This is a genomic window from Prosthecodimorpha hirschii (assembly GCF_001305515.1).
GTDB classification, from domain to species: Bacteria; Pseudomonadota; Alphaproteobacteria; order Rhizobiales; family Ancalomicrobiaceae; genus Prosthecodimorpha; species Prosthecodimorpha hirschii.
This window is the reverse complement of record NZ_LJYW01000001.1, coordinates 5,197,919-5,221,035: the sequence shown is the minus strand read 5'-3', so window position 1 is coordinate 5,221,035 and position 23,117 is coordinate 5,197,919. Positions and strand designations below refer to the sequence as shown.

Annotated in this window: 18 protein-coding genes and 2 tRNA genes; 15 read left to right on the top strand and 5 right to left on the bottom strand. The window is 69.3% G+C overall.

Annotation, left to right across the window (positions count from 1 at the left end):
* Positions 1-24: 24 nt before the first annotated feature.
* Together ABB55_RS22990 and ABB55_RS22985 are read right to left on the bottom strand one after the other, a co-directional pair.
* Entirely contained in the window at positions 25-1,299 is a 1,275-nt protein-coding gene (locus ABB55_RS22990; protein ID WP_152982150.1) for an AGE family epimerase/isomerase, read from the bottom strand.
* Between the two features lie 163 nt (positions 1,300-1,462).
* Entirely contained in the window at positions 1,463-1,966 is a 504-nt protein-coding gene (locus tag ABB55_RS22985) for a MarR family winged helix-turn-helix transcriptional regulator (protein WP_244472103.1), read from the bottom strand.
* A gap of 321 nt (positions 1,967-2,287) precedes the next feature.
* Here ABB55_RS22985 and ABB55_RS22980 point away from each other — a divergent pair, with 321 nt between their 5' ends.
* The 8 genes from ABB55_RS22980 to ABB55_RS22945 all read left to right on the top strand — a co-directional run bounded on the left by ABB55_RS22980 (position 2,288) and on the right by ABB55_RS22945 (position 10,024).
* Complete coding sequence (locus tag ABB55_RS22980) at positions 2,288-3,307, top strand: ABC transporter substrate-binding protein (protein WP_054360897.1); 1,020 nt, start codon at positions 2,288-2,290, stop codon at positions 3,305-3,307.
* A gap of 31 nt (positions 3,308-3,338) precedes the next feature.
* Positions 3,339-4,448, top strand: a complete 1,110-nt coding sequence (locus ABB55_RS22975; protein WP_054360896.1) for an ABC transporter ATP-binding protein — start codon at positions 3,339-3,341, stop codon at positions 4,446-4,448.
* Positions 4,445-5,296: an ABC transporter permease gene (locus ABB55_RS22970; RefSeq protein ID WP_054360895.1), complete on the top strand. Its 852-nt coding sequence runs from the start codon at positions 4,445-4,447 to the stop codon at positions 5,294-5,296. The genes ABB55_RS22975 and ABB55_RS22970 overlap by 4 nt, the downstream gene beginning before the upstream one ends.
* Positions 5,293-6,090 (top strand): ABC transporter permease, encoded by a 798-nt coding sequence (locus tag ABB55_RS22965; protein WP_054360894.1) that lies wholly within the window; start codon positions 5,293-5,295, stop codon positions 6,088-6,090. The genes ABB55_RS22970 and ABB55_RS22965 overlap by 4 nt, the downstream gene beginning before the upstream one ends.
* Positions 6,091-6,104: 14 nt before the next feature.
* Positions 6,105-6,938, top strand: coding sequence for a polysaccharide deacetylase family protein (locus tag ABB55_RS22960; protein ID WP_054360893.1), 834 nt, complete (start codon positions 6,105-6,107; stop codon positions 6,936-6,938).
* On the top strand, positions 6,935-7,726 hold the full coding sequence (locus ABB55_RS22955; RefSeq protein WP_244472102.1) for an SDR family NAD(P)-dependent oxidoreductase: 792 nt from the start codon (positions 6,935-6,937) through the stop codon (positions 7,724-7,726). Before ABB55_RS22960 ends, ABB55_RS22955 begins: the two co-directional genes overlap by 4 nt.
* An 11-nt stretch (positions 7,727-7,737) precedes the next feature.
* A complete protein-coding gene (locus ABB55_RS22950; RefSeq protein ID WP_054360892.1) occupies positions 7,738-8,493 on the top strand; it encodes an SDR family NAD(P)-dependent oxidoreductase in 756 nt (251 codons plus the stop codon).
* A gap of 136 nt (positions 8,494-8,629) precedes the next feature.
* A complete protein-coding gene (locus ABB55_RS22945; protein WP_054362246.1) occupies positions 8,630-10,024 on the top strand; it encodes an amidase in 1,395 nt (464 codons plus the stop codon).
* 60 nt (positions 10,025-10,084) lie between these two features.
* Here ABB55_RS22945 and ABB55_RS22940 read toward each other — a convergent pair whose 3' ends face one another.
* Both ABB55_RS22940 and gmd read right to left on the bottom strand, forming a co-directional pair.
* Positions 10,085-11,365, bottom strand: coding sequence for a WcaI family glycosyltransferase (locus tag ABB55_RS22940; protein ID WP_200912059.1), 1,281 nt, complete (start codon positions 11,363-11,365; stop codon positions 10,085-10,087).
* Positions 11,366-11,405: 40 nt separating this feature from the next.
* On the bottom strand, positions 11,406-12,488 hold the full coding sequence (gmd, locus tag ABB55_RS22935) for a GDP-mannose 4,6-dehydratase (RefSeq protein ID WP_054360891.1): 1,083 nt from the start codon (positions 12,486-12,488) through the stop codon (positions 11,406-11,408).
* A 247-nt stretch (positions 12,489-12,735) separates the two neighbouring features.
* On the opposite strand from gmd, the gene ABB55_RS22930 reads away from it, so the two are divergent.
* The 5 genes from ABB55_RS22930 (at position 12,736) to ABB55_RS22910 (ending at position 18,494) form a co-directional block, all read left to right on the top strand.
* On the top strand, positions 12,736-13,152 hold the full coding sequence (locus ABB55_RS22930) for a GFA family protein (protein WP_054360890.1): 417 nt from the start codon (positions 12,736-12,738) through the stop codon (positions 13,150-13,152).
* A gap of 74 nt (positions 13,153-13,226) precedes the next feature.
* Positions 13,227-15,050, top strand: coding sequence for an ABC-F family ATP-binding cassette domain-containing protein (locus ABB55_RS22925; protein ID WP_054360889.1), 1,824 nt, complete (start codon positions 13,227-13,229; stop codon positions 15,048-15,050).
* Positions 15,051-15,486: 436 nt separating this feature from the next.
* Positions 15,487-15,561, top strand: a tRNA-Thr gene (locus tag ABB55_RS22920).
* Between the two features lie 418 nt (positions 15,562-15,979).
* On the top strand, positions 15,980-18,325 hold the full coding sequence (locus tag ABB55_RS22915; RefSeq protein ID WP_244472101.1) for a galactose oxidase-like domain-containing protein: 2,346 nt from the start codon (positions 15,980-15,982) through the stop codon (positions 18,323-18,325).
* A gap of 94 nt (positions 18,326-18,419) precedes the next feature.
* Positions 18,420-18,494 (top strand) — tRNA-Thr (locus ABB55_RS22910).
* 246 nt (positions 18,495-18,740) lie between these two features.
* On the opposite strand, the gene ABB55_RS22905 is transcribed toward ABB55_RS22910, so the two are convergent.
* Positions 18,741-19,274 carry a hypothetical protein gene (locus tag ABB55_RS22905; RefSeq protein ID WP_152982149.1) on the bottom strand — a complete coding sequence of 178 codons (534 nt, stop codon included), beginning with the start codon at positions 19,272-19,274 and terminating at the stop codon, positions 18,741-18,743.
* Between the two features lie 508 nt (positions 19,275-19,782).
* Here ABB55_RS22905 and ABB55_RS22900 point away from each other — a divergent pair.
* Together ABB55_RS22900 and ABB55_RS22895 are read left to right on the top strand one after the other, a co-directional pair.
* Positions 19,783-20,256, top strand: a complete 474-nt coding sequence (locus ABB55_RS22900; protein ID WP_054360887.1) for a type III secretion system chaperone — start codon at positions 19,783-19,785, stop codon at positions 20,254-20,256.
* Positions 20,257-20,267: 11 nt separating this feature from the next.
* On the top strand, positions 20,268-23,018 hold the full coding sequence (locus ABB55_RS22895) for an inositol phosphate phosphatase SopB (RefSeq protein WP_054360886.1): 2,751 nt from the start codon (positions 20,268-20,270) through the stop codon (positions 23,016-23,018).
* The last annotated feature ends 99 nt before the right edge of the window (positions 23,019-23,117 follow it).

The window sequence follows — 23,117 nt, the reverse complement described above, 5'->3', positions numbered from 1 at the left end:
GGCTTCGAGCCCCGATCGTCGCGATCAAGGGACCGTGACCGGTTCCGCCGCCCGAACCGCGGCGGCCAGTTCGGCTGCCGCACCATGTCCGTTCGCTTTGACCAATTCCGCCGCCGTGACCAATTCGGCCGCCGCGGCCAGTTCGGCCGCCGCGGCCAACTCGGCCGCCGCGCAGGCGAAATGGTAGAAGGTCGAGGCCGGCGCCGGCTCCTCGACGAAGCGGCCGTCCTCCCGCATCCGGTCGCGCCAGAGCCCGGGGACGGCAACGTCAAGATAGCGCTCGATCGCCGCCCAGGCGGACAGGATTTCGGCCTCGGCTTCGGACCGGGCCGCCGATCCCGGCGCGGCCCAGTCGCGGCAGGCGATGCCGGCCTTCAGGCGCTCCGTCTGCGGCCAGGCCCGTGCCGTCGCGCGCTTGATCCTGAAATCGCGCCCGATCTCGTCGACGGCCACATTGCGGTCCCGGTCGACGCCGTGACGGCGGGCGATCTCGGCGAAGCGCAGCGCCATGGCGGCGGTCGCCTCGCCGCTCAGCGCCTGCCAGCGCCAAAGCAGCCAGGTCCATTCGAACAGATGGCCCGGCTCGACCGAATCGCCGTCCGCGCCGCCGAGCGGCTGCCAGTCACCGTCGAAGACTTCGAGCAACGCGCCGGTCTCCGGATCGCGAAACAGGTCCCGGCACATGGCCACGACCTGATGGCCGAGGCCCCGCCAGCGCGGGCTCGTGCCGACGCTCATCCAGGCGATGGCGACTTCCAGAAGATGCATGTGCGGGTTGGCGCGCAGCGGCAATTGCCGCGGCCGGCGCTCCTCGTAGCCGACCGAAGGGTGGCGCAGGTCGCGCTCGATCAGGTCGAGCACCCGCAGCGCCTGCCGTTCGAGAGCCGGATCCCCGGAAATCCGCTGCGCTTCCGCCAGCGCCAGCATCCAGAAGGCCTGATCGTAGAGATCGGGCCCGGCATCGAGGATGGTCCCGTCGACGGCGATGCGCGCCGCGATCCCCCCCGAGCCGGTGCTGCCGGGGCCGCGCAGGAAGGCGAGGCCCTGCGCCATGGCGCGTTCGACCGGCCCGGACCAGCCGAGCCGGGCCGCCACCGCGAAGGCATAGACCTGACGCGCCGAGACCCGCACCCGCCGCGTCTCGCGCAACGCATCTCCGCCGAGGCCGATCCGTTCGACGAAGCCCCCAGCCGGATCGATCCCGCGCTCCCACCACAGCGGTGCCGCGGTATTGACAATCCAGTCCCGAGCTTTGGCGGCAGCGCTCTCAAGCCACATGGTGAGTTTCACCCCAAACACGTCACAATCCAGAAAGGCACAAATTACAGCTGAATCGAAACACAACACCGCGTCTTCTCGAAACACATTCAAATATCCTGCCAGATATTCGGCGCAGGCAACGAAAAGTGCGGGAACGGTAAATCACGACCTAAAGGGGCGAGCGCCGGCCGCTTCGGGCCCCTCAGGCCCGGCCGATCATCAGAAGCGCCAGACCGCGCTCGACGGCCTCGCGGTCGGGACCGGACAGGATGGCGGTCAGGCGGCGTTCGGTCTCGGCGTGGTCGCGCATCGCCGGTTCGACCACGCGGCGACCGAGTTCGGTCAGTTCGACCACCACGCCGCGGCCGTCGGTGGCGTCCGCGAAGCGCCGGATGTAGCCGGCCTTCTCCAGCCGGCGCAGCAGGTTGGAGAGACCGCCCGAGGTCAGGATCAGGGTGTCGAGCAGGGCCTTGGGGCTCATCCGGTAGGGCTCGCCCTCGACCCGGAGCGTCGCCAGCACGGCGAAGGCCGGATACTTCAGCTTGTGGCGCGCCAGCGTCTTGTTGATCGCGGCCAGATAGACTTCGTTCAGGTGCAGCAGCCGCCCGACGATCGCCTTGCCGGAGCTGTCGATGCCGGGAAATTCGCGCTGCCAGCGGCGGATGCCGGCACCGACCCGATCCGCGTCCGACAGGGCATCGGCCACGGTCCCATCGATCCGCCGCGCCGCCTCCGTCCCCATTGCCGTTCTCTCCTGCCCGCCTGTCCTGTGACCCAACCCGGCCGGCGGTTCAAGCCGCGGTTGTCGCATTCGGCCGACAGGATATCTTCCAATTATCTTTCTTGAAAGACATTTCGACCCGTGCCATCCTGGCCTTCGTCAGACGCTCCGACAGTCCGGCCGATCGGCCGGAACGATCGCCGGCGCGCCGGCAAGACCAGCAACGACGGCCCTGGCGCGCTGACGGGATGCGGCGCGGGGATCAAGGGCCGCGTCGACGGACCGGAATCGAGGAGAGGGCTCACCATGTCGCTGCGCAATTCGACCATCGCCGCCGTCCTGACCATCGGCCTGACCGGCACGGCGGGTGCCGAGGAACTCGTGGTCGGCTCCTTCGGCGGGTCCTTCGCCGACAACGTCAAGGCCTGCCATGTCGCCGCCTTCGAGAAGGCGACCGGCGCCACCGTCGCGCTGAAGCTCGGCAACTCCTCGCAGTTCGCCGCCGCGGTCCGCGCCACCGGCGGCAAGCCGGACATGGACATCGTCTATATCGACAACTCGCTCGCCGCCCAGCTCAACGGCGAAGGCCTCGCCGACAAGATCGACCGCACCAAGCTGAAGAGCGCGCCCGACGTGATCGCCTCGGCCTGGGGCAAGAACGACAGCTACGTCGTCGCCATGGTCAGCGCCACCGCGCTCGTCTACAACCCGAAGCTGGTCAAGGCGCCGCCGAGCTCCTGGCTCGACCTCGCCGATCCGGCCTATGCCGGCAAGTATGCGATCGGCGACATCACCGGCACCTCCGGCCTGCACTACCTGCTCGCCGTCAACAAGGCCAAGGGCGGCACGCTGGACAACACCGATCCGGGCTTCGAGGCGATCAAGCCGATCGCCAAGGGGTCGGCGGTTCTCTACACCCAGGCCGACCAGCTGCTCGCCCTGTTCGAGCGCGAGGAGATCGCCGTCGCGCCGTGGTATCCGGACCGCGCCGGCGTCGCCATGGACAAGGGCCTGTCGCTCGCCGTCGCCTATCCGAAGGAAGGCGCGGTCGGCATCCTGCCCGCCGTCGTCATCCCCAAGGGCACCGCGAAGGCCGATCTGGCGCTCAAGTTCCTCGACCAGATCCTGTCCGCCGAGGGCCAGGGCTGCTTCTCCGAGAAGGCCTATATCGGCGCCGTCAACACCAAGGTGAAGCTGTCCGACAAGGTCGCCAAGATCGTGCCGAACGGCGAGAGCCTGGAGAAGGCCTGGTTCATCGACCCCGAGCTGATCGCCAAGAACTCGGCCAACTGGACCCGCCGCTGGCAGCGCGAGGTGGCGCGCTGATCCGCTCGCCGCGCCGCTGCGGGATAGGCCCATGAGCACGCTGACCTTCGAGGCACTCGGCAAGTCCTACGGGGACACCGAGGTCGTCCGGGACATTTCGCTGACCATCCGGGAGGGAGAATTCGTCTCCCTGCTCGGCCCGTCCGGCTGCGGCAAGACCACCATCCTGCGCATGGTCGCAGGTCTGGTCGAGCCGAGCCGCGGGCGCATCCTGATCGGCAGCGACGATGTCACGCGGCTGCCGCCGAACCGGCGCGGCCTCGGCCTGGTGTTCCAGTCCTATGCGCTGTTCCCGCATCTGAGCGTCACCGAAAACGTCGCCTTCGGGCTGCGCCGGCGCAAGGTCGCCGGCGCGGAACTCGACCGGCGCGTGCGCGAGGCGCTCGCCATGGTGCGGCTCGCCACCTTCGCCGACCGCATGCCGCGCCAGCTCTCCGGCGGCCAGCAGCAGCGCGTCGCCATCGCCCGCGCCATCGCGCCGCGGCCGCGCGTGCTGCTGTTCGACGAGCCGCTCTCCAACCTCGACGCCCAATTGCGCGAGGAGATGCAGATCGAGCTGAAACGCCTGCAGCGCGATGTCGGCATCACCACCCTGTTCGTCACCCACGACCAGGGCGAGGCGTTGACCATGTCGGACCGGGTCGGCGTCATGGCGCGCGGCGTGATGCAGCAATTCGCCCCGCCCGAAGACATCTATCACCGCCCCGCGACCGCCTTCGTCGCCGGCTTCATCGGCCGGCCGAACCGGCTCGCCGGCCGCGTCGTCCGGCGCGACGGCGCCGGCGGCCGGGTCCGGATCGGCGACCGGGTCGAACTCGCCGCCGCCGCGATCGACCTGCCGGACGGCGCCGCCGCCAGCGTGATCATCCGCCAGGAGGCGATCCGGCTGGCAGCGGTCGGCGCGACCGCCAGCCCGTCCGATGCACCCGACCGGGTCCCCGGCGTTCCCGGAACCGTCCTGCTGCGCTCCTTCTCGGGCGCGCGGGTGCAATATGTCGTGCGCGTCGCCGAGGGCGTCGAGCTGGTCGCGGAGACCGGCTCGCAGGGCGCCGCCGCCGATCTGGCGCCCGGCACGGCTGTCAGCCTGAACATCCCGCCGGAGGCGGTCTTCGCGATGCCGCCCGAGGAGCCGGCGCCATGATGCCGGTCCGGCACGCGCTCCTGATCCTGGCCCCGCTCGGCCTCGTCCTGGCGGCCTTCTTCCTGGTCCCCGTGCTGATGCTGCTGCCGACCAGCTTCGGCAGCTACGTGCCCGGATCCGGCATCGCCAAGGGCGTCTGGACGCTGGAGAACTATCTGCGCATCGCCACCGACGACTACTACCGCGAGGTGATCTGGCGCACCCTCGGGCTCGGCCTCGGCGTGTCGCTCGCCAGCCTGATCCTCGGCTATCCGGTCGCCTGGCTGATCGCACGCGGCCCGGCAAGCTGGCGCGTGCCGCTGATCCTGCTGGTCGTCTTCCCGATGCTGCTCAATCTCGTGGTCCGCTCCTTCGGCTGGATCGTGCTGCTGGCCAATCGCGGCCTCGTCAACAATCTCTTGATGCAGCTCGGCCTGATCACCGCGCCGATCAAGCTGATGTTCAACCTGACCGGCGTGATGATCGGCCTGACCCACATCTACCTGCCCTTTATGGTGCTGATGCTGGTCGCCGCGATCCGCAACATCCCGCGCGACGTGGAGGCCGCCGCCGCCACGCTCGGCTCGAGCCGCACCCATGTGTTCCTGTCCGTGACGCTGCCTTTGTCGGCGCCCGGCATCCTGGCCGGCTCGATCCTGGTCTTCGTCCTGACCATCAGCGCGCTGGTCACGCCGCGCATGCTCGGCGGGCCGACCTACAAGGTCATGGCGACGCTGATCTACGACGAATATGTGCAACTGCTCGACTGGCCGAGCGGATCGGCGCTGTCCTTCGCGCTGGCCCTGATGGCGATCGGCATCATCTGGGCGTCGAGCCGGTTGGCGCGGCGCTGGGCGGGCATGGCATGAGCGACGGCACCGACCACCGCCCCGGACGGGCCGTGACCGCGGCAGCGATCGCCGTGCTGGTCTTCCTGCAGATCCCCGTGCTGGTCGTCATGCTGGCGGCCTTCTCGACCACCTCCTACCTGACCATCCCGCCCAAGGGCCTGACGCTCGCCTGGTTCGGCAAGGTGCTGGCCGACCCGACCTATCTGGCAGCGATCCGGATGAGCCTGATCCTCGCCTTCGGCTCGACGCTGGTCTCCACCGTGCTCGGCGTGGCCGCCGCCTATGCCCTGTTCCGGCGCACCCTGCCCGGCTCGGAGGCGATCATCGCCTTCCTGATGGCGCCCTTGGTCATGCCGGCGGTGGTGGTCGGCGTCGCGCTCCTGCAGTTCTTCAGCCTGACCGGCCTGCGCGGCACCCTGTTCGGGCTGCTGATGGCCCATGTGGTGATCACCGTGCCCTATATCGTGCGCTCCGCCCTGGCGAGCCTCGCCGGGCTCGACGGCGCGCTGGAGGAGGCCGCCCGGGTGCTCGGCGCGACCGGCCTGGAGGCGTTCCGGCTGGTCACGCTGCCGCTGATCCTGCCGGGCGTGGTCGCCGGCGCCCTGTTCGCCTTCATCACCTCGCTCGACAACGTGCCGGTCACCATCTTCCTGATCGGCGCCAACCAGACCACCCTGCCGGTGCTGATCTTCTCCTCCGTCGAGATGGGCATCGACCCGAGCGTCGCCGCCGTCTCGACGCTTCTGATCCTCGCCACCGCGATCGTCCTCATCCTGGCGGAACGCCGCTTCCGCCTGCATCGCTTCGTCTGAAGAAAGTTCGCGCCATGCCGCTGACCAGCAAGGGTTTTCCCCTTTTCCTGACCTTCGATCTCGACGCCGAGACGATGTGGACCGCGCGCGACCCGGCCTATGCCAACCGGCCGATCCTGATGTCGCAGGGCGCCTATGGCTGGAAGGTCGGCACCGGCCGCATCCTCGACCTGCTCGACCGCTACGGCATCAAGTCGACCTTCTTCGTGCCCGGCCTGGTCATCGACCAGCGCGAGGCGCTGATCGAGGAGATCCTACGCCGCGGTCATGAGCTCGCCCATCACAGCTACAGCCATGCCTGGATCCTGAGCCTGACGCCCGAACAGGAGCGCGAGGAGATGGAACGCGGCTGGCAGTCGATCAAGCGCGTCAGCGGCAAGGCCCCGCGCGGCTGGCGCTCGCCCGCAGCCGAGATCAGCCCGATCACCATGCCGATGCTGGTCGAATACGGCTTCGACTATTCCTCGAACTTCTTCGACGACGACTCGCCCTACCTGCACACGGTCGACGGTCGCGAGACCAAGCTCGTCGAGCTGCCGTTCCGCTGGGTGCTCGACGATGCGCCCTTCTTCCAATACTCGATCGTTCTGCCCGGCCGCACCATGCAGGCGCCCTCGGCGCTCCTGGAGGCCTGGAAGTCCGAATTCGACGTGCTCCATGCCGAGGACCGCATGATGATGGTCGGCATGCACCCACAGATCATCGGCCAGCCGTCGCGCCTGAAGGTGCTCGAAGCCTTCATCGAATATGCGCTCGGCCATTCCGGCGTCTGGATCGGCCGCTGCGACGAGATGGTCGACGACATGCGCCCGGGCCTGGAACGCGCCCGCGCCGAGGCCGGCCGGTGAGCCCGCCGCTGGCCGGTTCCCAGGTCGTGACCCTGCCGTTTGCCGGCCGGCGCATTCTGGTCGCCGGCGCCGCCAAAGGCATCGGCCGCGCCACGGTCGCCCGCCTCGTCGCCGAGGGGGCGGCCGTCGCCGCGCTCGACCGCGATGCCGCGGCCCTCGCCGATCTCGCCACCGCCCTGTCCGGCGCGGCACTCGTGACCGCCGTCGCCGACGTGACCGACGCCGCCGCGATCCAGGCCGCCGTGGCGGAGGCCGCGTCCCGCCTCGGCGGCCTCGACGGCCTCGTCAATGCGGCCGGCATCGACCTCGTCGCGCCGGTCGACGCCATGGCCCCGGCCGACTGGGCGCGCGTGATGGCCGTCAACCTGACCGGGCCGATGACGGTGATCCAGGCGGCCTGGCCGCATCTGGCGGCGGCCGGTGGTGCGACCATCGTCAACGTCTCCTCCGCGGCCGGCCTCGCGCCGCTGAAACACCGCACCGCCTATTGCGCCTCCAAGGCCGGCCTGCAGATGGCCTCCAAGGCGCTCGCCCTGGAGGCGGCCGGCTTCGGCATCCGCGTCAACGTGGTCTGCCCGGGCGCGGTCGATACCGACCTGTTCCGCTCCTACCTCGAAGGCGCTGCCGATCCGGAAGCCGCGCTCGCCGCCGTCAAGGCGCGCTACGCGCTGGAACGGATCGCCAGCCCGGACGAGATCGCCGCCGCCATCGTCTGGCTGAGCGGGCCGGACTCCTCCTTCGTCACCGGCATCGCCATGGCGGTCGACGGCGGCCGCAGCTTCCATTGAGGGATCGAGCCATGGGCGAGCCCCGCTTCTCCGGCAAGGTCGCCATCGTCACCGGCGGCGCCAACGGCATCGGCGCGGCGACGGCCCGCCGCTTCCTGGCCGAAGGCGCGCAGGTCGCGGTGATCGATCGGGAGGAGCCGGACTTCGCCGCGGCGCTGGCGCCGGACCAGAACGCCCGGCTTCTGGCCGTCGCCGGCGACTGCACGGATGCCGACACGCTGGCCGCCTTCCACGCCCGGGCCGAAGCGGCCTTCGGGCCGGTCGACATCCTGTTCAACAATGTCGGCCAGAGCGGACGCGAGCGCGCGGCGCCGTTCCACGAGTCCGACGAGGCCGTCTGGCGCTTCGTGCTGGAGGTCTCGCTGTTCACGACCCTGCGCATGGCCCGGCTGGTCGTCCCGGGCATGCGGGCGCGCGGGCGCGGCCGGATCGTCAACATGTCGAGCGATGCGGCGCTGGTCGGCGATGCCGGGCTCGCCGACTATGCCGCCGCCAAGATGGGCATCGTCGGCTTCACCCGCTCTCTCGCGCGCGAGAATGCCGCCTTCGGCATCACCGTCAACGCGGTCGCACCGGGCGCGATCCGGACCCGGGCGCATGACCGGCTGACGCCCGCCGTGCTCGACCGCATCAAGGCCGGCACGCCGGCCGGCTTCATCGCCGAGCCGGAGGACGTCGCCGGCTGCGTTGCCTTCCTGGCGAGCGACGATGCCCGCTACATCACCGGCCAGACGCTCGCCATCGACGGCGGCCGCTGGATGCTCTGACCGCACGCTTGAGCCCGTCCCGTCCGGATCGACGCGACCCGGACGGAACGGGCTCAAGTTATTGATCTATTTGCATTTCCTTACCGATCGGATGATTTCATCCGATCGGGAAATGCTCTCGCACCCCGGGGACCGCATGACCGACATCGCCGATCTCACTGCCGTCGCGCTCGCCGAGGCCATCCGGACGCGCGCGGTATCGCCGGTCGAGGCGGTCGAGGCCGCGCTCGCCCGCATCGAAGCCCGGGCCGATCTCAACGCCTTTATGGCCGTCCCGGCGGCGCGCGCGCGCGCCGAGGCTGAGGCCGCGGAGGCACGGCTCAAGGCCGGCGAGCCGGCCCGCCCGCTCGAAGGGATTCCCTTCTCGGTCAAGGACCTGACCCTGACCGAAGGGGTCGAGACCAGCCAGGGTTCGGCGCTCTTCGCCGGCACCATCCCGCGCGCCGATGCGGTCGCGGTGGCCCGGGCGCGCGCGGCCGGCGCGATCCTGATCGGCAAGACAACGACCCCGGAATTCGGCCACAAGCCCTTCACCGAGGGCCCGCATTTCGGCCGCACGCTCAACCCCTGGAGCCGGGCGCATACCTGCGGCGGCTCTTCCGGCGGGGCGGCCGTGGCGGTCGCGACCGGCATGGGGCCGCTGGCGCTCGGCAGCGACGGCGGCGGCTCGATCCGGATCCCAGCCTCCTGCTGCGGCGTCGTCGGCCTGAAGGCGACGCTCGGCGCCATCCCCAACCTGCAGGCGCCCGACCTGTTCGGCGCCAATTCCTATGTCGGCCCAATGACGCGCACCGTCGCCGACACGAGGCTGCTGTTCGAGGCAATCGCCGGCCCGGACCGGCGCGATCCCTATGGCCAGTCGCCGCCCGCCCACGGCCCCCGGCTCGCCGCCGGCGACCGGCCCCGCCTCGCGCTCCTGATGCGCTGCGGCACGATCCTGGATCCCGAGGTCGAGACCGCGGTCGCCGCCGCCATGGTCCGCGCCGAGGCGCTCGGCTTCGCGGTCGAGCCGATCGAGCTCGACCTCGCCGCCCTGGAACCGGCCTTTCTGGTCTTCCTGCGCTCGCTGCTGCTCGCCCGTCTCGGCCGGGCCGCCGCCGCGACCCCGGAGAAGCTCGATCCGACGCTGCTCGCCACCATCGAGGCGGGCCGGGCCTATTCGGCCGCCGACCTCGCCGAGGCCCAGTTCGCCCGCACGGCGATGTTCGACACCGTGCAGTCGATCCTCGGCCGTTTCGATGCCATCGCGTCGCCGACGCTGACCGCGCCCGCGCTGCCGGTCGGCCTCGACCCGCTCGGCCGCATCGCCATCGACGGCCGCGACGCCGGCACCATCCGGGGCGCCTGGTACCCCTACACCTACCCGTTCAACCTGACCGGCCCCCCGGCCATCTCGATCCCGTGCGGCCGCTCGAAAGACGGCCTGCCGATCGGCCTGCAGCTGGTCGCCGCCTGGCATCACGACCGCTACCTGCTCGACCTCGCCGCCGCTCTGGAAGAGGACGGCGCGGGCGCCTGCGCGCCGGTCTGACCCGATCGCCGGCCCGCTGATGGGCCGGCCTTCCGGCCCGGCCGGCACCGGGCCGCCCCGTCAGGGCACCAGCGCCCGCAGGGTCTGCTCGAAGCCGTCGATGATTGCGGTGCGGTCCCAGCGCGTCTCGGCGCGGCGGCGGGCCTCGGCGGCCAGTCCGGCCCTGAGGTCGGGGTCGTCGAGGAGGCGGGCGATCGCCTCCGCAAAGGCCTGTTCGTCCTCGGGCGCGACCACCAGGCCGCAGCCCTCGACCTCCGCGGCCAGTCCGGTGTTCGGATCGGCGGTGGCGACGACGGCGCGTCCGGAGGCCAGCATGTTGGTGAGTTTCGACGGCAGCACCAGGTCGGCCGCGCCGGCGCGCTGCGGCAGCAGGTGCACGGTGGCGAGCCCGACCAGGTCGCCGAGCCGTTCCTTCGGCTGCAGCGGGCGGAAGACGACATTGCCGAGCCCGGCCGCCGACTGGCGCAGCGGCTCCATATTCGGCCCGTCGCCGCAGATCACGAAGGTCAGGTCCCGGCGATGCGCCAGCCGGCGCGCCGCGCCGACCACGATCTCGATGCCCTGCTTGTTGGCAACGTTGCCGGAATAGAGCGCGACATGCTCGGTCGCGATGCCCCATTCGGCGCGGAACGGCGACGGGCCGACGAGCGGCCGCACGGCCTCGATGTCGGCCCAGTTGCGGAACTCGACCACGCGCTCCGGCGCGACGCCCTTGGCGATGCAGCGCCGGCACATGGCTGGCGAGATCGAGCTGACGCGGTCGAAGCCGGCGAGGACCCGGCTCTCGAACGCGCCGGCCCACCGGGCCAGCCGCCCGCCGCCGACGAGACCGGTCGCCACCGCCGCCTCGACCTCGAAATCCTGGATATGCAGCCAGGAGCGCGCGCCGGCGAGCCGAGCCGCCAAGCCCGCGACCGGTGCGGCGATCAGCGACGGCGCGGCGGTGAAGACGAGATCGGGCCGGAACCGCCGCGCGGCGACCAGCATCGGCCACAGCGCGGAAGCCGCGAAGCTCATGTGATGCAGGATGCGCCGCGCCCCGCTCGGCCGCGCCGGCACATAATGGGCGACGCGCGTGACCGCGACACCCGCCTCGTTGGTGTCCCGGCGCCAGCCGCCACGAAACGGCGCCGGCACCGCCCAGGCCGGATAGTAGGGCTTGCCGGCGACGACCGCGACCTGATGCCCGCGCGCGGCCAGCGCCTCGGCGAGCCCGGTCGTGTAGACGGCGATGCCGACCGGTTCCGGCGCATAGTTGAGACCGAGAACGAGAATGCGCAGAGGCCGGCCGGTCCCAACGCCGGTCGCGCCCGGCCCGGCACCGTCCGATCGCCCCGGCATGGCATCCCCGTCGGTCTGCGTCCGGCCATCCATCGGGCCGCTACGCATCCTTCATGATCGGCGCGGTCTCCATGATGCGCAGGTCCTCCTGCACCATCTCGCGGCACAGGGCCCGGACAGGGGTCTCGTGCTGCCAGCCGAGCATCTCGCGGGCCTTGGTCGGGTCGCCGATCAGGAGTTCGACCTCGGTCGGCCGGAAGTAGCGCGGGTCGACTTCGACCAGCACGCGGCCCGTGGCGCGGTCGATGCCCTGTTCGTCGACGCCCGTACCGCGCCAGTCGAGCGCGATGCCGACATCCTCGAAGGCCCAGGTGACGAAGTCGCGCACGCGGGTGGTCACGCCGGTCGCCAGCACATAGTCGTCCGGCTTGTCCTGCTGCAGCATCAGCCACATGCCGCGGACATATTCGCGCGCATGGCCCCAGTCGCGCTGGGCATCGAGATTGCCGAGCCACAGCTTCGGCTGCCGGCCGAGCCGGATCGCCGCCGCCGCGCGGGTGATCTTGCGGGTGACGAAGGTCTCGCCGCGCAGCGGGCTTTCGTGATTGAACAGGATGCCGTTGGAGGCATGCATGCCATAGGCTTCGCGATAGTTGACCACGATCCAATAGGCATAGAGCTTCGCCGCCGCATAGGGCGAGCGCGGATAGAAGGGCGTCGTCTCGCGCTGCGGGACTTCCTGGACCAGCCCGTAGAGCTCCGATGTCGAGGCCTGGTAGAAGCGCGACTTCTTCTCGAGGCCGAGGATGCGGATCGCCTCCAGAAGCCTGAGCGCGCCGATCGCGTCGGCATTGGCGGTGTATTCCGGCGTCTCGAAGGAGACCTGGACGTGACTCTGCGCCGCCAGATTGTAGATCTCGTCCGGCTGGCAGTGCTGGACGATGCGGATGAGATTGGTCGAATCCGTCGTGTCACCGTAGTGCATGATGAATTTAGGGCTTTCGACATGCGGATCCTGGTAGATGTGCTCGATCCGGCCGGTATTGAAGGAAGACGACCGCCGCTTGATGCCGTGGACCGTATAGCCCTTCGAAAGCAGAAGTTCTGCCAGATAGGCGCCGTCCTGACCGGTGATACCGGTGACCAGCGCCACCTTGCCGGCCGATGCCGAGAGATCAGTCATGAAATCCCCTGAACGCAATGAACCCAATGCCGACGGAACTGCAGCCCGTCGCGGATAGCCTAGCGTCCCAATCTCAAAAGTGGGTGAACCCGGGTTGCTCAAATTCGAGGCAGGCGACCGCCGGCACGCCGACTGACGATAGACCGGGATCGACCCGGAATGCCAGTTGGTTGGTAGACGGAGTTGGGCGACAGTGCCCGAGGGATCGCCACGACAGGCGGTCGGCGGACCAGGGTCGAGGTCAACCATGCCAAAGCGTTCGGGACATTGCCTGTGCGGCCAGGCGACGGTTTCCGTTTCCGGCGAGCCGCTGCGTGTCGGCATCTGTCACTGTTCCGACTGCCGGAAGGAAAGCGGCTCGGCCTTCACCTTCTATGCGGTCTGGCCGCGTCCCGCCTTCGAATGGACCGGTGAAACGGCCACGTTCCGAGGGCAGAGCTTCTGCCCGTCCTGCGGATCCCGCCTCTTCTCGGCCGACGCCGAAGAGGCGGAAATCAAGCTCGGCATCCTGTCCGACCCGCCCGTCGGGCTCGTCCCAGACTATGAGCTTTGGATCAAGCGCCGCGAGCCCTGGCTGAGGCCGATCGAGGGCGCCGAGCAATATGACGAGGATCGCCCCGAACCGCAGCCCCAAGACGTCCCCGGACCTCCAGGCCCAACGTAGCGCAAACGGCGGGCGACGCTGCCGCCCGTGCATGCCGGTGGCCTTCCGCGCGGCCTTCGGTTAAACCGGCCGGCATGGCAGCCCCCCTTCTCACTCTCCGCGACATCCACCTCTCCTTCGGCGGTCCGCGCCTGCTCGAAGGCGCCGAACTCTCCGTCTTCGACGGCGACCGCATCTGTCTTGTCGGCCGCAACGGCTCGGGCAAGTCGACGCTGCTCAAGGTCGCCGCCGGGCTGATCGAGGCCGATCGCGGCGAGCGCGTCGTCAACCAGGCGACGACGGTGCGCTACCTGCCGCAGGAGCCGGATCTGTCGGCCTATCCGAGCGTGCTCGCCTATGTCGAGGAGGGCCTCGGACCGGCCGACGACAGCTATCGGGCGCGCTACCTGATCGAGGAACTGGGCATGACCGGCGCAGAGGACCCGAAGCGGCTCTCCGGCGGCGAGGCCCGCCGGGCGGCACTCGCTCGGGTGCTGGCGCCCGAGCCCGACGTGCTGCTGCTCGACGAGCCGACCAACCATCTCGACCTGCCGGCGATCGAATGGCTGGAGTCGGAGCTGAAGTCGCTCCGCTCGGCGCTCGTTCTGATCAGCCACGACCGCGCCTTCCTGACCGCGCTCAGCCGCTCGACGGTGTGGATCGACCGCGGCACCGCCCGGCGCATGGAGCGCGGCTTCGCCCATTTCGAGGCTTGGCGCGACGACCTCCTGGCCGAGGAGGAGCGCGACGCACAGAAGCTCGACCGCAAGATCGTCGCCGAGGAGCATTGGGTGCGCTACGGCGTCACCGCGCGGCGCAAGCGCAATGTCCGCCGCATGGCCGAACTGTCGGAACTGCGCCGCCGCCGCAAGGAGGCGCGCCGGCCGGTCGGCGACGTGAAGATGACGGTCAGCGAGGCCGACGCCTCCGGCAAGCTGGTCGTCGAGGCCGAAGGCATTGCCAAGGCCTTCGCCGGGCGCACCGTGGTCGAACCCTTCTCGATCCGCATCGGGCGCGGCGACCGGGTCGGCCTGATCGGTCCCAACGGCGCCGGCAAGACCACCCTGGTCAAGATGCTGACCGGCACGCTGGCCCCCGATTCCGGCACCGTGCGCCTCGGCGTCGGCCTGGAGATGGTCACGCTCGACCAGAAGCGCGAGGGCCTCGACCCGTCCGCCTCGCTCCGCGAGGCGCTGACCGAGGGCCGCGGCGACACGCTGACGGTCGGCGGCCAGCCGAAGCACGTCATGAGCTACATGAAGGACTTCCTGTTCGGCGCCGAACAGGCCGGCACGCCGGTCTCGGTGCTGTCGGGCGGCGAGCGTGGCCGGCTGATGCTCGCCCGGGCGCTGGCCAAGCCGTCGAACCTGATCGTGCTCGACGAGCCGACCAACGACCTCGACCTCGAAACGCTCGACCTGCTCGAGGAGATGCTGGCCGACTATCCCGGCACCGTCATCCTGGTCAGCCACGACCGCGACTTCCTCGACCGCATCGCCACCTCGGTGGTGGTCTCCGACGGCGACGGCCGCTGGCTCGAATATGCCGGCGGCTATTCCGACATGGTCGCCCAGCGCGGCTACGGCGTGAAGGCGCGCCGCATCACCCCGCCGCCGGGCGAGGCGGCGACCGCATCCGAGACCACCCCGAAACCCGCGGGCGCCGCCCCGCCCGCCGCCCGGCGCAAGCTCAGCTTCAACGAGAGCCACGCTCTGAAGACCCTGCCGGCGACGATCGAGAAGCTCGGCGGCGAGATCGCCACCCTGCAGGCCGCCATGGCCGACCCCGATCTCTACGCCAAGAACCCGAAGCGCTTCGCAGAGACCGCCGCCAGGCTCGACAAGGCCCAGGCGGCGCTCGCCGCCGCCGAGGACGAATGGCTGCGCCTGGAGATGCTGCGCGAGGAGATCGGCGGTTAGGCCGGTCCCGGCCAGATCGAAACGATCCGACCGAGAAGGACGGGCTCAAGCCCTTGAGTCCGGCGCCTTTCCTTGTCGATCGGAGGAGTCCATCCGATCGGGTAACGCTCCAGGCGGGACCGGCGGGCGGCGCCCCGCCCCCGCCGGAACGCGCTCCAGCCCCCTGCCCCTGCCCCGACCGGAAAGCCCTGGAGCGGCTCGATCGCCGCCCCGAGACGTCGGGTCGCCCAAGCCGCTCCGGCGCGACGACAGGCCCGCCCGCGGCCCGGCCATCGGCCGGTCGTCCATCGCGCAGCGATCGCGACGGCCCCGGTCCGGCACTTCTCCACAGATCAGACGCCGCTTTCCAAATCGCCGGCCGATGCCCCTTGCATCCCCCGCCCCCGTGTGGCAGATACCGCCCCACATCGGACCGGCCCCGCCGGCACCCGGGTTCGCTGCGGTAGCTCAGTGGTAGAGCACTCCCTTGGTAAGGGAGAGGTCGAGAGTTCAATCCTCTCTCGCAGCACCATTTTTCACGATCGATGCGAGATGGAATTCTAGCGCTGGCGCAATCGCGTGACGCCGGATTGCCGTCCGATGTCCGGGATGTATCGCGGCGCGGGCCGACACCAACGGGCCTCGCCGCCGGCACGGCGCGAGCCGAGGCGGCATGCGGGTCGACCGGTGCAGAGCCCGGTCGACGGCGGACCGCCCCCCGCCGGAGCCCCGTGGGCGGAGACCTGAGGGCGGAGACCTGATCGGGTGCCCGCTTGCGCCGGGGGCGGATGGCGCCATCCGGCGGGTGGGGCGTCGCCGGCGGCCGGCGGCCGGCCGCATCCTGCGCCGTTGTCATCTCTTCGGCCGGAGCGATTCAAGGCGTTAAAATTCGGTGAAATTTCGAATAAAACTCGACCCTGTTCGGCCGCCGGGGACAGGAGAGAGGCGCCTTGAAACCGCATGCCGTCCGCAATGCCCTCTTCGTGCCGGTCCTGATCGGCGCGGCCTTGGCGACGACCGGGATCACGGCCGCGTCGGCGGCCTCCGCCGGCGACCCGTTGATGGCAGGTCTCGCCATTCCGGCCACGGCGCCGACGCTGGGACTGTGGTCGCCCGTCAAGGGCTGGCCGCTCGTCGGACTGCATGCCGCGCTGATGCCGTCCGGCGTGGTCATGACCTACGGATCGCCGACCGGCGCCGGCCCTCAGGACGGTCGAACCTTCGATCTTTGGGACCCCGCCAAGGGCTTGGACGATCCGGCGGCGCATTACACGCTGCCGAACGCGCAATCGATCGACAGCTTCTGCTCGGCGGCTTCGCTGCTGACCTCGGGTTCGATGCTGATCACCGGCGGCAGTTCGACCGTCTCCGGCCTGTCGCCCCTGGCCAGCACGATCTTCAATCCGCGCACCAACACGCCGACGGCACTCGCCGCGACGCTGAAATATCCCCGCTGGTACGGGACGATGATCACCCTGCAGGACGGGCGGGTGGTGGTGGTCGGCGGCGGCAAGCCCTATGTGACCGACGCCTACAAGGATGTGGCCGGCTCGCTGTCGCGCAACGACGTGTCGATGATCCCGGAGATCTATACGCCCGGCGCCGGCTGGTCGGCGCTTGGCGGCGCGGCCAGCCAGGATGCCGCGGGCCCCGACTTGAACCGCTGGTGGTATCCGCGTCTGTGGGTCGCCCCCAACGGCAAGGTCTTCGGCTTGTCGGCCGAGAAGATGTGGTCGCTCGATGTCTCCGGCGCCGGCAAGACGACGACGCTCGGGACGTTCAAGTCCGGCTACGACAACACGACGAAGCCGAATGTCGGCCCGACATCGACGGCGGTCATGTTCGATATCGGCCGCATCCTCCAGGTCGGCGGCAACGGAGCCGCCAACGGCGCTCCCACCGCGTCGAGCGCGGCGGCCTCGATCATCGACATTCGCGGCGCCAAGCCGGTGGTTGCCGAAACCGCCGCGATGGCCAATCCCCGCCAATGGGCCAACAGCACCGTCCTTCCCAATGGCCGGGTCCTGGTGACCGGCGGTACGCGGTTCGGCGACAATGCCGGAACGGACGCGGTCTACGGTGCCGAGATCTGGGACCCGGCCACCGGACGCTGGACCGCCGGCGCCTCGGCTTCCGTCTATCGCGGCTATCATTCGGCGGCGATCCTGCTGCCGAACGGCGCCATCCTGTCGACGGGCGGCGGCCTGCCGGGGCCGGCCAGGAACTTCAACGCCGAGATCTACTATCCGCCCTATCTGTTCACCACCGTGAACGGCACCGCCACGCTGGCACCGCGACCGTCGATCAAGTCCATCAATGCGTCGGGCTTTGCCTATGGCGCGCAGATGACCGTCACGCTCGACGACGCGAGCCGGATCGCGCGCGTCGCCCTGATCGGTCTCAGTTCCACCACGCATTCCTTCAACACCGGGCAGCGCTTCATCCCGGTGGCCTTCCGTCAATCCGGCACCAAGGTGACGGTCTCGCTGCCGGCGCAAGCGCATGTGGCGCCGCCCGGATACTATATGGTCTTCCTGTCCGATCAGGCCGGCGTGCCCTCGCAAGGCAGGATCGTCGCGCTCGGCGGCTCGACCGCGGCGCCGCCGAGCGCGCCCGAGGGCGGCGGCGTCAATTGGGTGGCGATCGGCAACGGCGCGTCGCGCATCTCCCATGGCGCGGACGGAACCACGGTGGCGATCGACGCACAGGCCGGAACCCTGTGGACCTATGCGGGCGACAACAGTTGGACGCAGATCAAGGCGCCGGTGGCCATGACCGACGTGGCCGTGGTGTCCAGGACGAGCCTCTACGCGATCGGCGCCGACAGGGCGGTCTACCGCTACAACGGCGCGGCCTGGGCGGCCGTCGGCCAGAATGCGCTCAGCGTCGGCGCAGCATCGGACGGAACCGTCGTCGTGACGCGGGCCGACAATTCCATCTGGCGGAAAAGCGCCGACGACAACGGCAGCGCCTGGAAACAGACGGCCGGACGCGCCCTGCGCGTCGCACCCCAGAGTGCCAGCCGGCTATGGATGATCGGGCTCGACAAGGCCGTCTACGGCTCCGTCGCGGGCGCAACATGGTTCAAATACGGCACCGACGCACGCGATCTCGCGGTCGCCCCGGACGGCTACCTGCTGGTGTCGAGCGCCAACGATTCCAGCCTGTGGGGCCGCGATTCGAGTGTCGCCACGTCGAGCTGGACCGCAATCCAAGGCTCCGCCCAGTCGGTCGCGATGGCAGACGACGGAGTCCTGATGGTCGTGGCACCGAACGGTACCGTCTACCGCCGCTGAACCGCGACGCAGCCGGGAAACGCCCGCCTTTTCGGACAGAACCGGCACCCGCCGCGCTACGCCGACGGCGGCCGGCCGGTCCGCGACGGAAACCGCTGCGGTAGCTCAGTGGTAGAGCACTCCCTTGGTAAGGGAGAGGTCGAGAGTTCAATCCTCTCTCGCAGCACCATTCATCCCGTTGCTTTTACAAGTGTCCGAACAGCCATTTGGGCGGGCTCCGTCATGCCTCTCTGTGGCTGGCCGCAGCCCTGGCGGGGCGGCTGTCAGCCGGCGCGCATGCACTGCGGCACGGAGAGAAGCACCCCGGCGTCGACGCCGCGCGGAAGGCTGCACCGGGGCGTGGAAGGTCGGATCGGGCGCGTCGCCATCTCCCCGACCCTCGCGCTTCCCGCTCGTCCGTAACCGGTAGCCGTCTTCAGCGCGGCGGCGGGTAGCCGACTTCCCGCGCCGCGGCCGGGCCCGTCATGTTGCAGCGCCAGGTCCCGAAACTCGTGACCCAGCAGGCCCCTTCGGCCTTTGCGACGCGTGCCTGACCGCAGTTCCTGGCCGGATCGCCGCCCGAATAGGCAACCGCCTTGGGATCGCGGCAGACAACCCATGTCCAGGCCCCGCGAAGGGAATGGACGGATTTCGAGGTGTCCGAATCGGCCATCGTCATCAATTCCTCGCGGCCCTTGTGCGGACGGGCCGCCCCGATCTGGACCGAGAAATCCTCGACCAGCCAGAGTTCGTCGGAGGCCGTCGCCTGTTCGCGCTCGCACCGGACAAGGGCCGTGACCGCGTTGGAGTCGAGCGCGGTCGAAGCGCCGATCGCCGCGCATTGCGTGACCGGATCCCGCGCGCCCCAACGCGAGCCGTCGACGGCCACGGCGGCCCCCACGCCGAGACCGAGAACCGCCACGGCCGCCATTGAAAGAATTCGAACATGCGAATGCTGGAGACGGATCATGTGACACTCTTTCGAAGAGGACCCTCGGTCGTTCGGCTTCCGGCCGTGACGGTCGTTCACGACCCTCTGAGAGCTGCAGGGCGCCGTGACCTTCCAGGCATCGGCAGCGATCCGCAGCCCGGCAGGGCCGTGCAGCCGGCATTGTTGACGGCAGATACGGTTGCGGTCAATTCAGATGACATTTTTGTCAAGTCATTGCACTTTTTAGGCAATCGGTGGTTTGGCCACCTGCCCGCCTCCGGGTTCGGCTTACCGGCAGGGCGGCCCGGCCGTGAAGGGGCTCCGGTCGACCGGCAGATGGGTGTCGGCTTCGCGACAGGACATGCCCGACCGGTCGCCCCGCCGGAGCGACCGAGGGTCCGGTCCCCGCGGGCAACCCGGCCCGCCTGTCGATTGGCAGGATGTGCCGGCGCGGTCATCATCCGTTTTCCCCCTGTGATGAAACTGACAGAGGCGCCCGGCGAAGCGGGTTATGCCGGATGTCGAACGACACACGTGGAGAACGCCCATGTCCATCGAGACCTTCAAGAGCCTCCTCACCGCATTCGGCGACGGCATCGGTCTGCCCGGGCTGGAGCCCGATCCGGAGGGCTATGTCGCGCTCGGCTTCGACGATCTGCAGGTGCATCTGCAGTATGAGGCGGACGACGATGTCGTCGTCGCCTTCTGCAAGATCGGGACGATCGACGAGGACCGCCGCGAGGGCATCCTCGCGTGGCTGCTGGGCGCCAATCTGTTCTGGCAGGCGACGCGCGGCGCGACGATCGCGATCGACCCGGTCGAGGACCTCGTCTTCGTGCAGCAGCGCCTGGAACTGGAACGCACCGAGCCGGCGCGCTTCGAGGGCTGGCTCGGCACCTTCGTCGACGTGGCCGACCATTGGCAGGGCCGCCTCGCCGCCGTCAATGCCGGCGAGCCGATCGACGCCGACTCGACGCCCGGCCCGACGGCCGGCGGCTCCGACATCCAGATCCTGGTCTGAGGGAGGGCGCCATGGCCATCGGCATCGAATCCTTCCGACAGTCCGGCGACCGGCTGGTTCTGGCTCAGAACCACGGGGGGCAGCCGACCGGCGTGGTCAACGCCAAGCTGCCCTTCAAGGATCGCTTCGTCAATTTCTTCAAGTCCGGCGACGACCGCTACGGCACGCAGCAGCAGCGCACCGAGAATGCCACCTTCAAGACGGCGTTCCTGCGCGCGCTGGAGAAGTCCGAGGGGCCTGAGGTGGCGCGGCGCGCCGTGCAGATGGCCGGTGCCGAGCGCTTCATGATGAGCGCCAAGCCGATGAGCGAGCGCAAGGTCAAGGAGATCCTCGACGCCGCGCAGCATATCCGCAAGGATGCGGTCGTCTACAATCAGAACATCACCAAGGACTACCTGCGCGCGACCGGCACGCCGTCGCTGCAGCACGCCTTCCACCAGGTGGTCAACGGTGCGCTGCCCGACGAGGTGATGCGCGATCCGGACCTGATCAAGGCGGTGAAGAAGGAAATCCAGTTCAGCGACACCTATCCGCGCCACCGGATGGGCGTCAACGAGATCGACACCGCGGCACAGCGCGGCATCCAGAAGTATCTGGAGCGCCGGCAGGGCAATTTCGCCGAGGCCCATCCCGGCCTCAATGCCATGCTGACGGCCAATCCGGGCATCTGCACCAAGGACAACGCCTACGGGTGCAACGATCTGATCGCCAAGCTCGATCCGGGTCAGAACCATGCGCTCGGCCTCGAACCGCAGGCGTTCCGGGACGAATCGACCCGCGCGCTCGAACTGATCCGCGACAATGCCGCGATCCTCGGCACCAACCGCTTCACGCCGGAGGGCTGGACCGCGCAGGAACACGAGATCGCCGACGCGCTGATGAACCTGCAGCTGGTCAAGGCCGGGCTCGGCAATCTCGCCGGCACCGACGTGCCGGGTTCGCAGGTCGGCCTCGACCTCGTCCAGCACCTGATCACCGAGGTCGATCACCAGATCGACCAGTTGAACGCGAAGTTCAGCTACATCCAGGACATGCGCGAAGCGGATCCGCTGAGCAACAAGATGGTCGCCTATTCGAACATGCTCTGGGCGCATGCGGTCGGCTTCATCATCGACGATGCCATCGCCCAGCTGCAGCAGCAACCCAATACCGCGAACGCGATCCAGCAGCTGCAGCAGTCCAAGACCAACTATACGAACGCCCGCACGCAGGACTACACCAACGCGCCGCCCGGCCGCACGATCCTGCCCGGCCAGATCGACAAGTCGCAGCATCCCGCCACGCTCGGCAAGACCAACGCCACCGCGTCGGTGCGCAACGCGCTGCATCAGGCCGGCTTCACGGATGCCCAGATCAACGAGATGACCAGCAGCAAGGCGCTCGGCAAGGCCCGCCAGCGCGCCCTCAACCAGAATCCGGACTGGGCGCCGGTGCAACGCAAGATGATCGTCAGCCGCGACGGCGTCACGCGCACCTACCAGTCGCACATCAAGCCGGGCGCCTCGATCAACGGCCGCTTCGCCCGCCGCTATGCGCAGAACGGTCCGCTCGAGGTCAACGGCCCGCACCATAGCCCGACATCGGGCATCAGCTCGGCGACCAAGGGCGATCACTATCACGCCCGCAACCTGAAGGTCAGCGAGCTCTATCGCGACGACGGCCACGGCAATCTGACGCCCAAGACCAAGGTGATCGGCCACGGCGTGCTCGACATGTGGGAGATCGCCGACCCGCAGGAGCGGCAGCGGGCCAACGAGCGCGGCGCGACCGAGGTGCTGGAGGCGGCGATCACCACCAACGACCGCATCATGCAGACGGCCTTGACGCGGATGGACAACAACGATCCGACGCCCGTCAAGGTGACGCATGTCAGCGTCAACCTAATCACGCCCGCCAGCATCCGCGAGATCCCGCTCGTGCGCGGCAAGCTGCCCGACTACCAGGAGAACACCTACACGCAGGCGCAGTTCCAGTCCTTCGACACGGCCAGCAACCAGGGCCAGCCGATGACCATGAAGGTCGACGACGAGCGCGTGCCGCACAACGTCCAGCAGGACCAGGACATCAACGTCCAGGTCGACGTGATCGCCTTCTCGTTCGGCATCAATCCGCTCGCCACCGGCACTTTCGGCAGCGTGCTCGGCGGCTGGGGCAACGTCTACGAACACAACCGCGGCATGATGGTGAAGTTCATCGGCGATCTCGGCGAGGGCGATTTCGGCTCCGCCGGCACCCGTCCGGGCGGCTTCATCGGCTCCGTCTTCGACCGGCTCGATCCGAACGTGCCGGCCGAGAAGGAGATGCTGGACAAGATCGCGGACCAGACCAACACGGTCCGGCAGATGTTCACCAGCGAGACCTTCAAGAAGGGCAACGGCGACCCGGCCAAGATGGGCCGCCACATCCTGGCGCTGCAGTCGCTGGCCGAAGAGGCGCTGGCGCTGAAGAACGTCACCGACGAGGCCGCGACCATGTCGAAGGGCTGCAAGTCGGACAAGGATCGCGGCGGCGTCACCGACGTGGAGCTGAAGCACCTCTTGATCACCGACGACATGGGCGGCCGGATCACGCCGGACACCACGCTGGAACGGCAGGACCAGGAAAACTACTACGTCGTGGCGTCGAGCTCCGGCCAGTTGGAGAACCAGCGTCTGAACACCGGCCTGGCCGGTTCCAAGGAAGCCGGCAAGCTGGGCGAGCGCATCCCGTCCAAGACCGTGCGCACCTTCCTGTCGGGCCTCGGCGCCTTCGCGTCCGAATAACGCCCGCGCGCGCAACACGAAACGGCGGCCTCCCGGACCCGGGCGGCCGCCGTTTCCATGGCCGCCGGCCGGCAGGCCGGCGCTCGCATCGGGACTTCC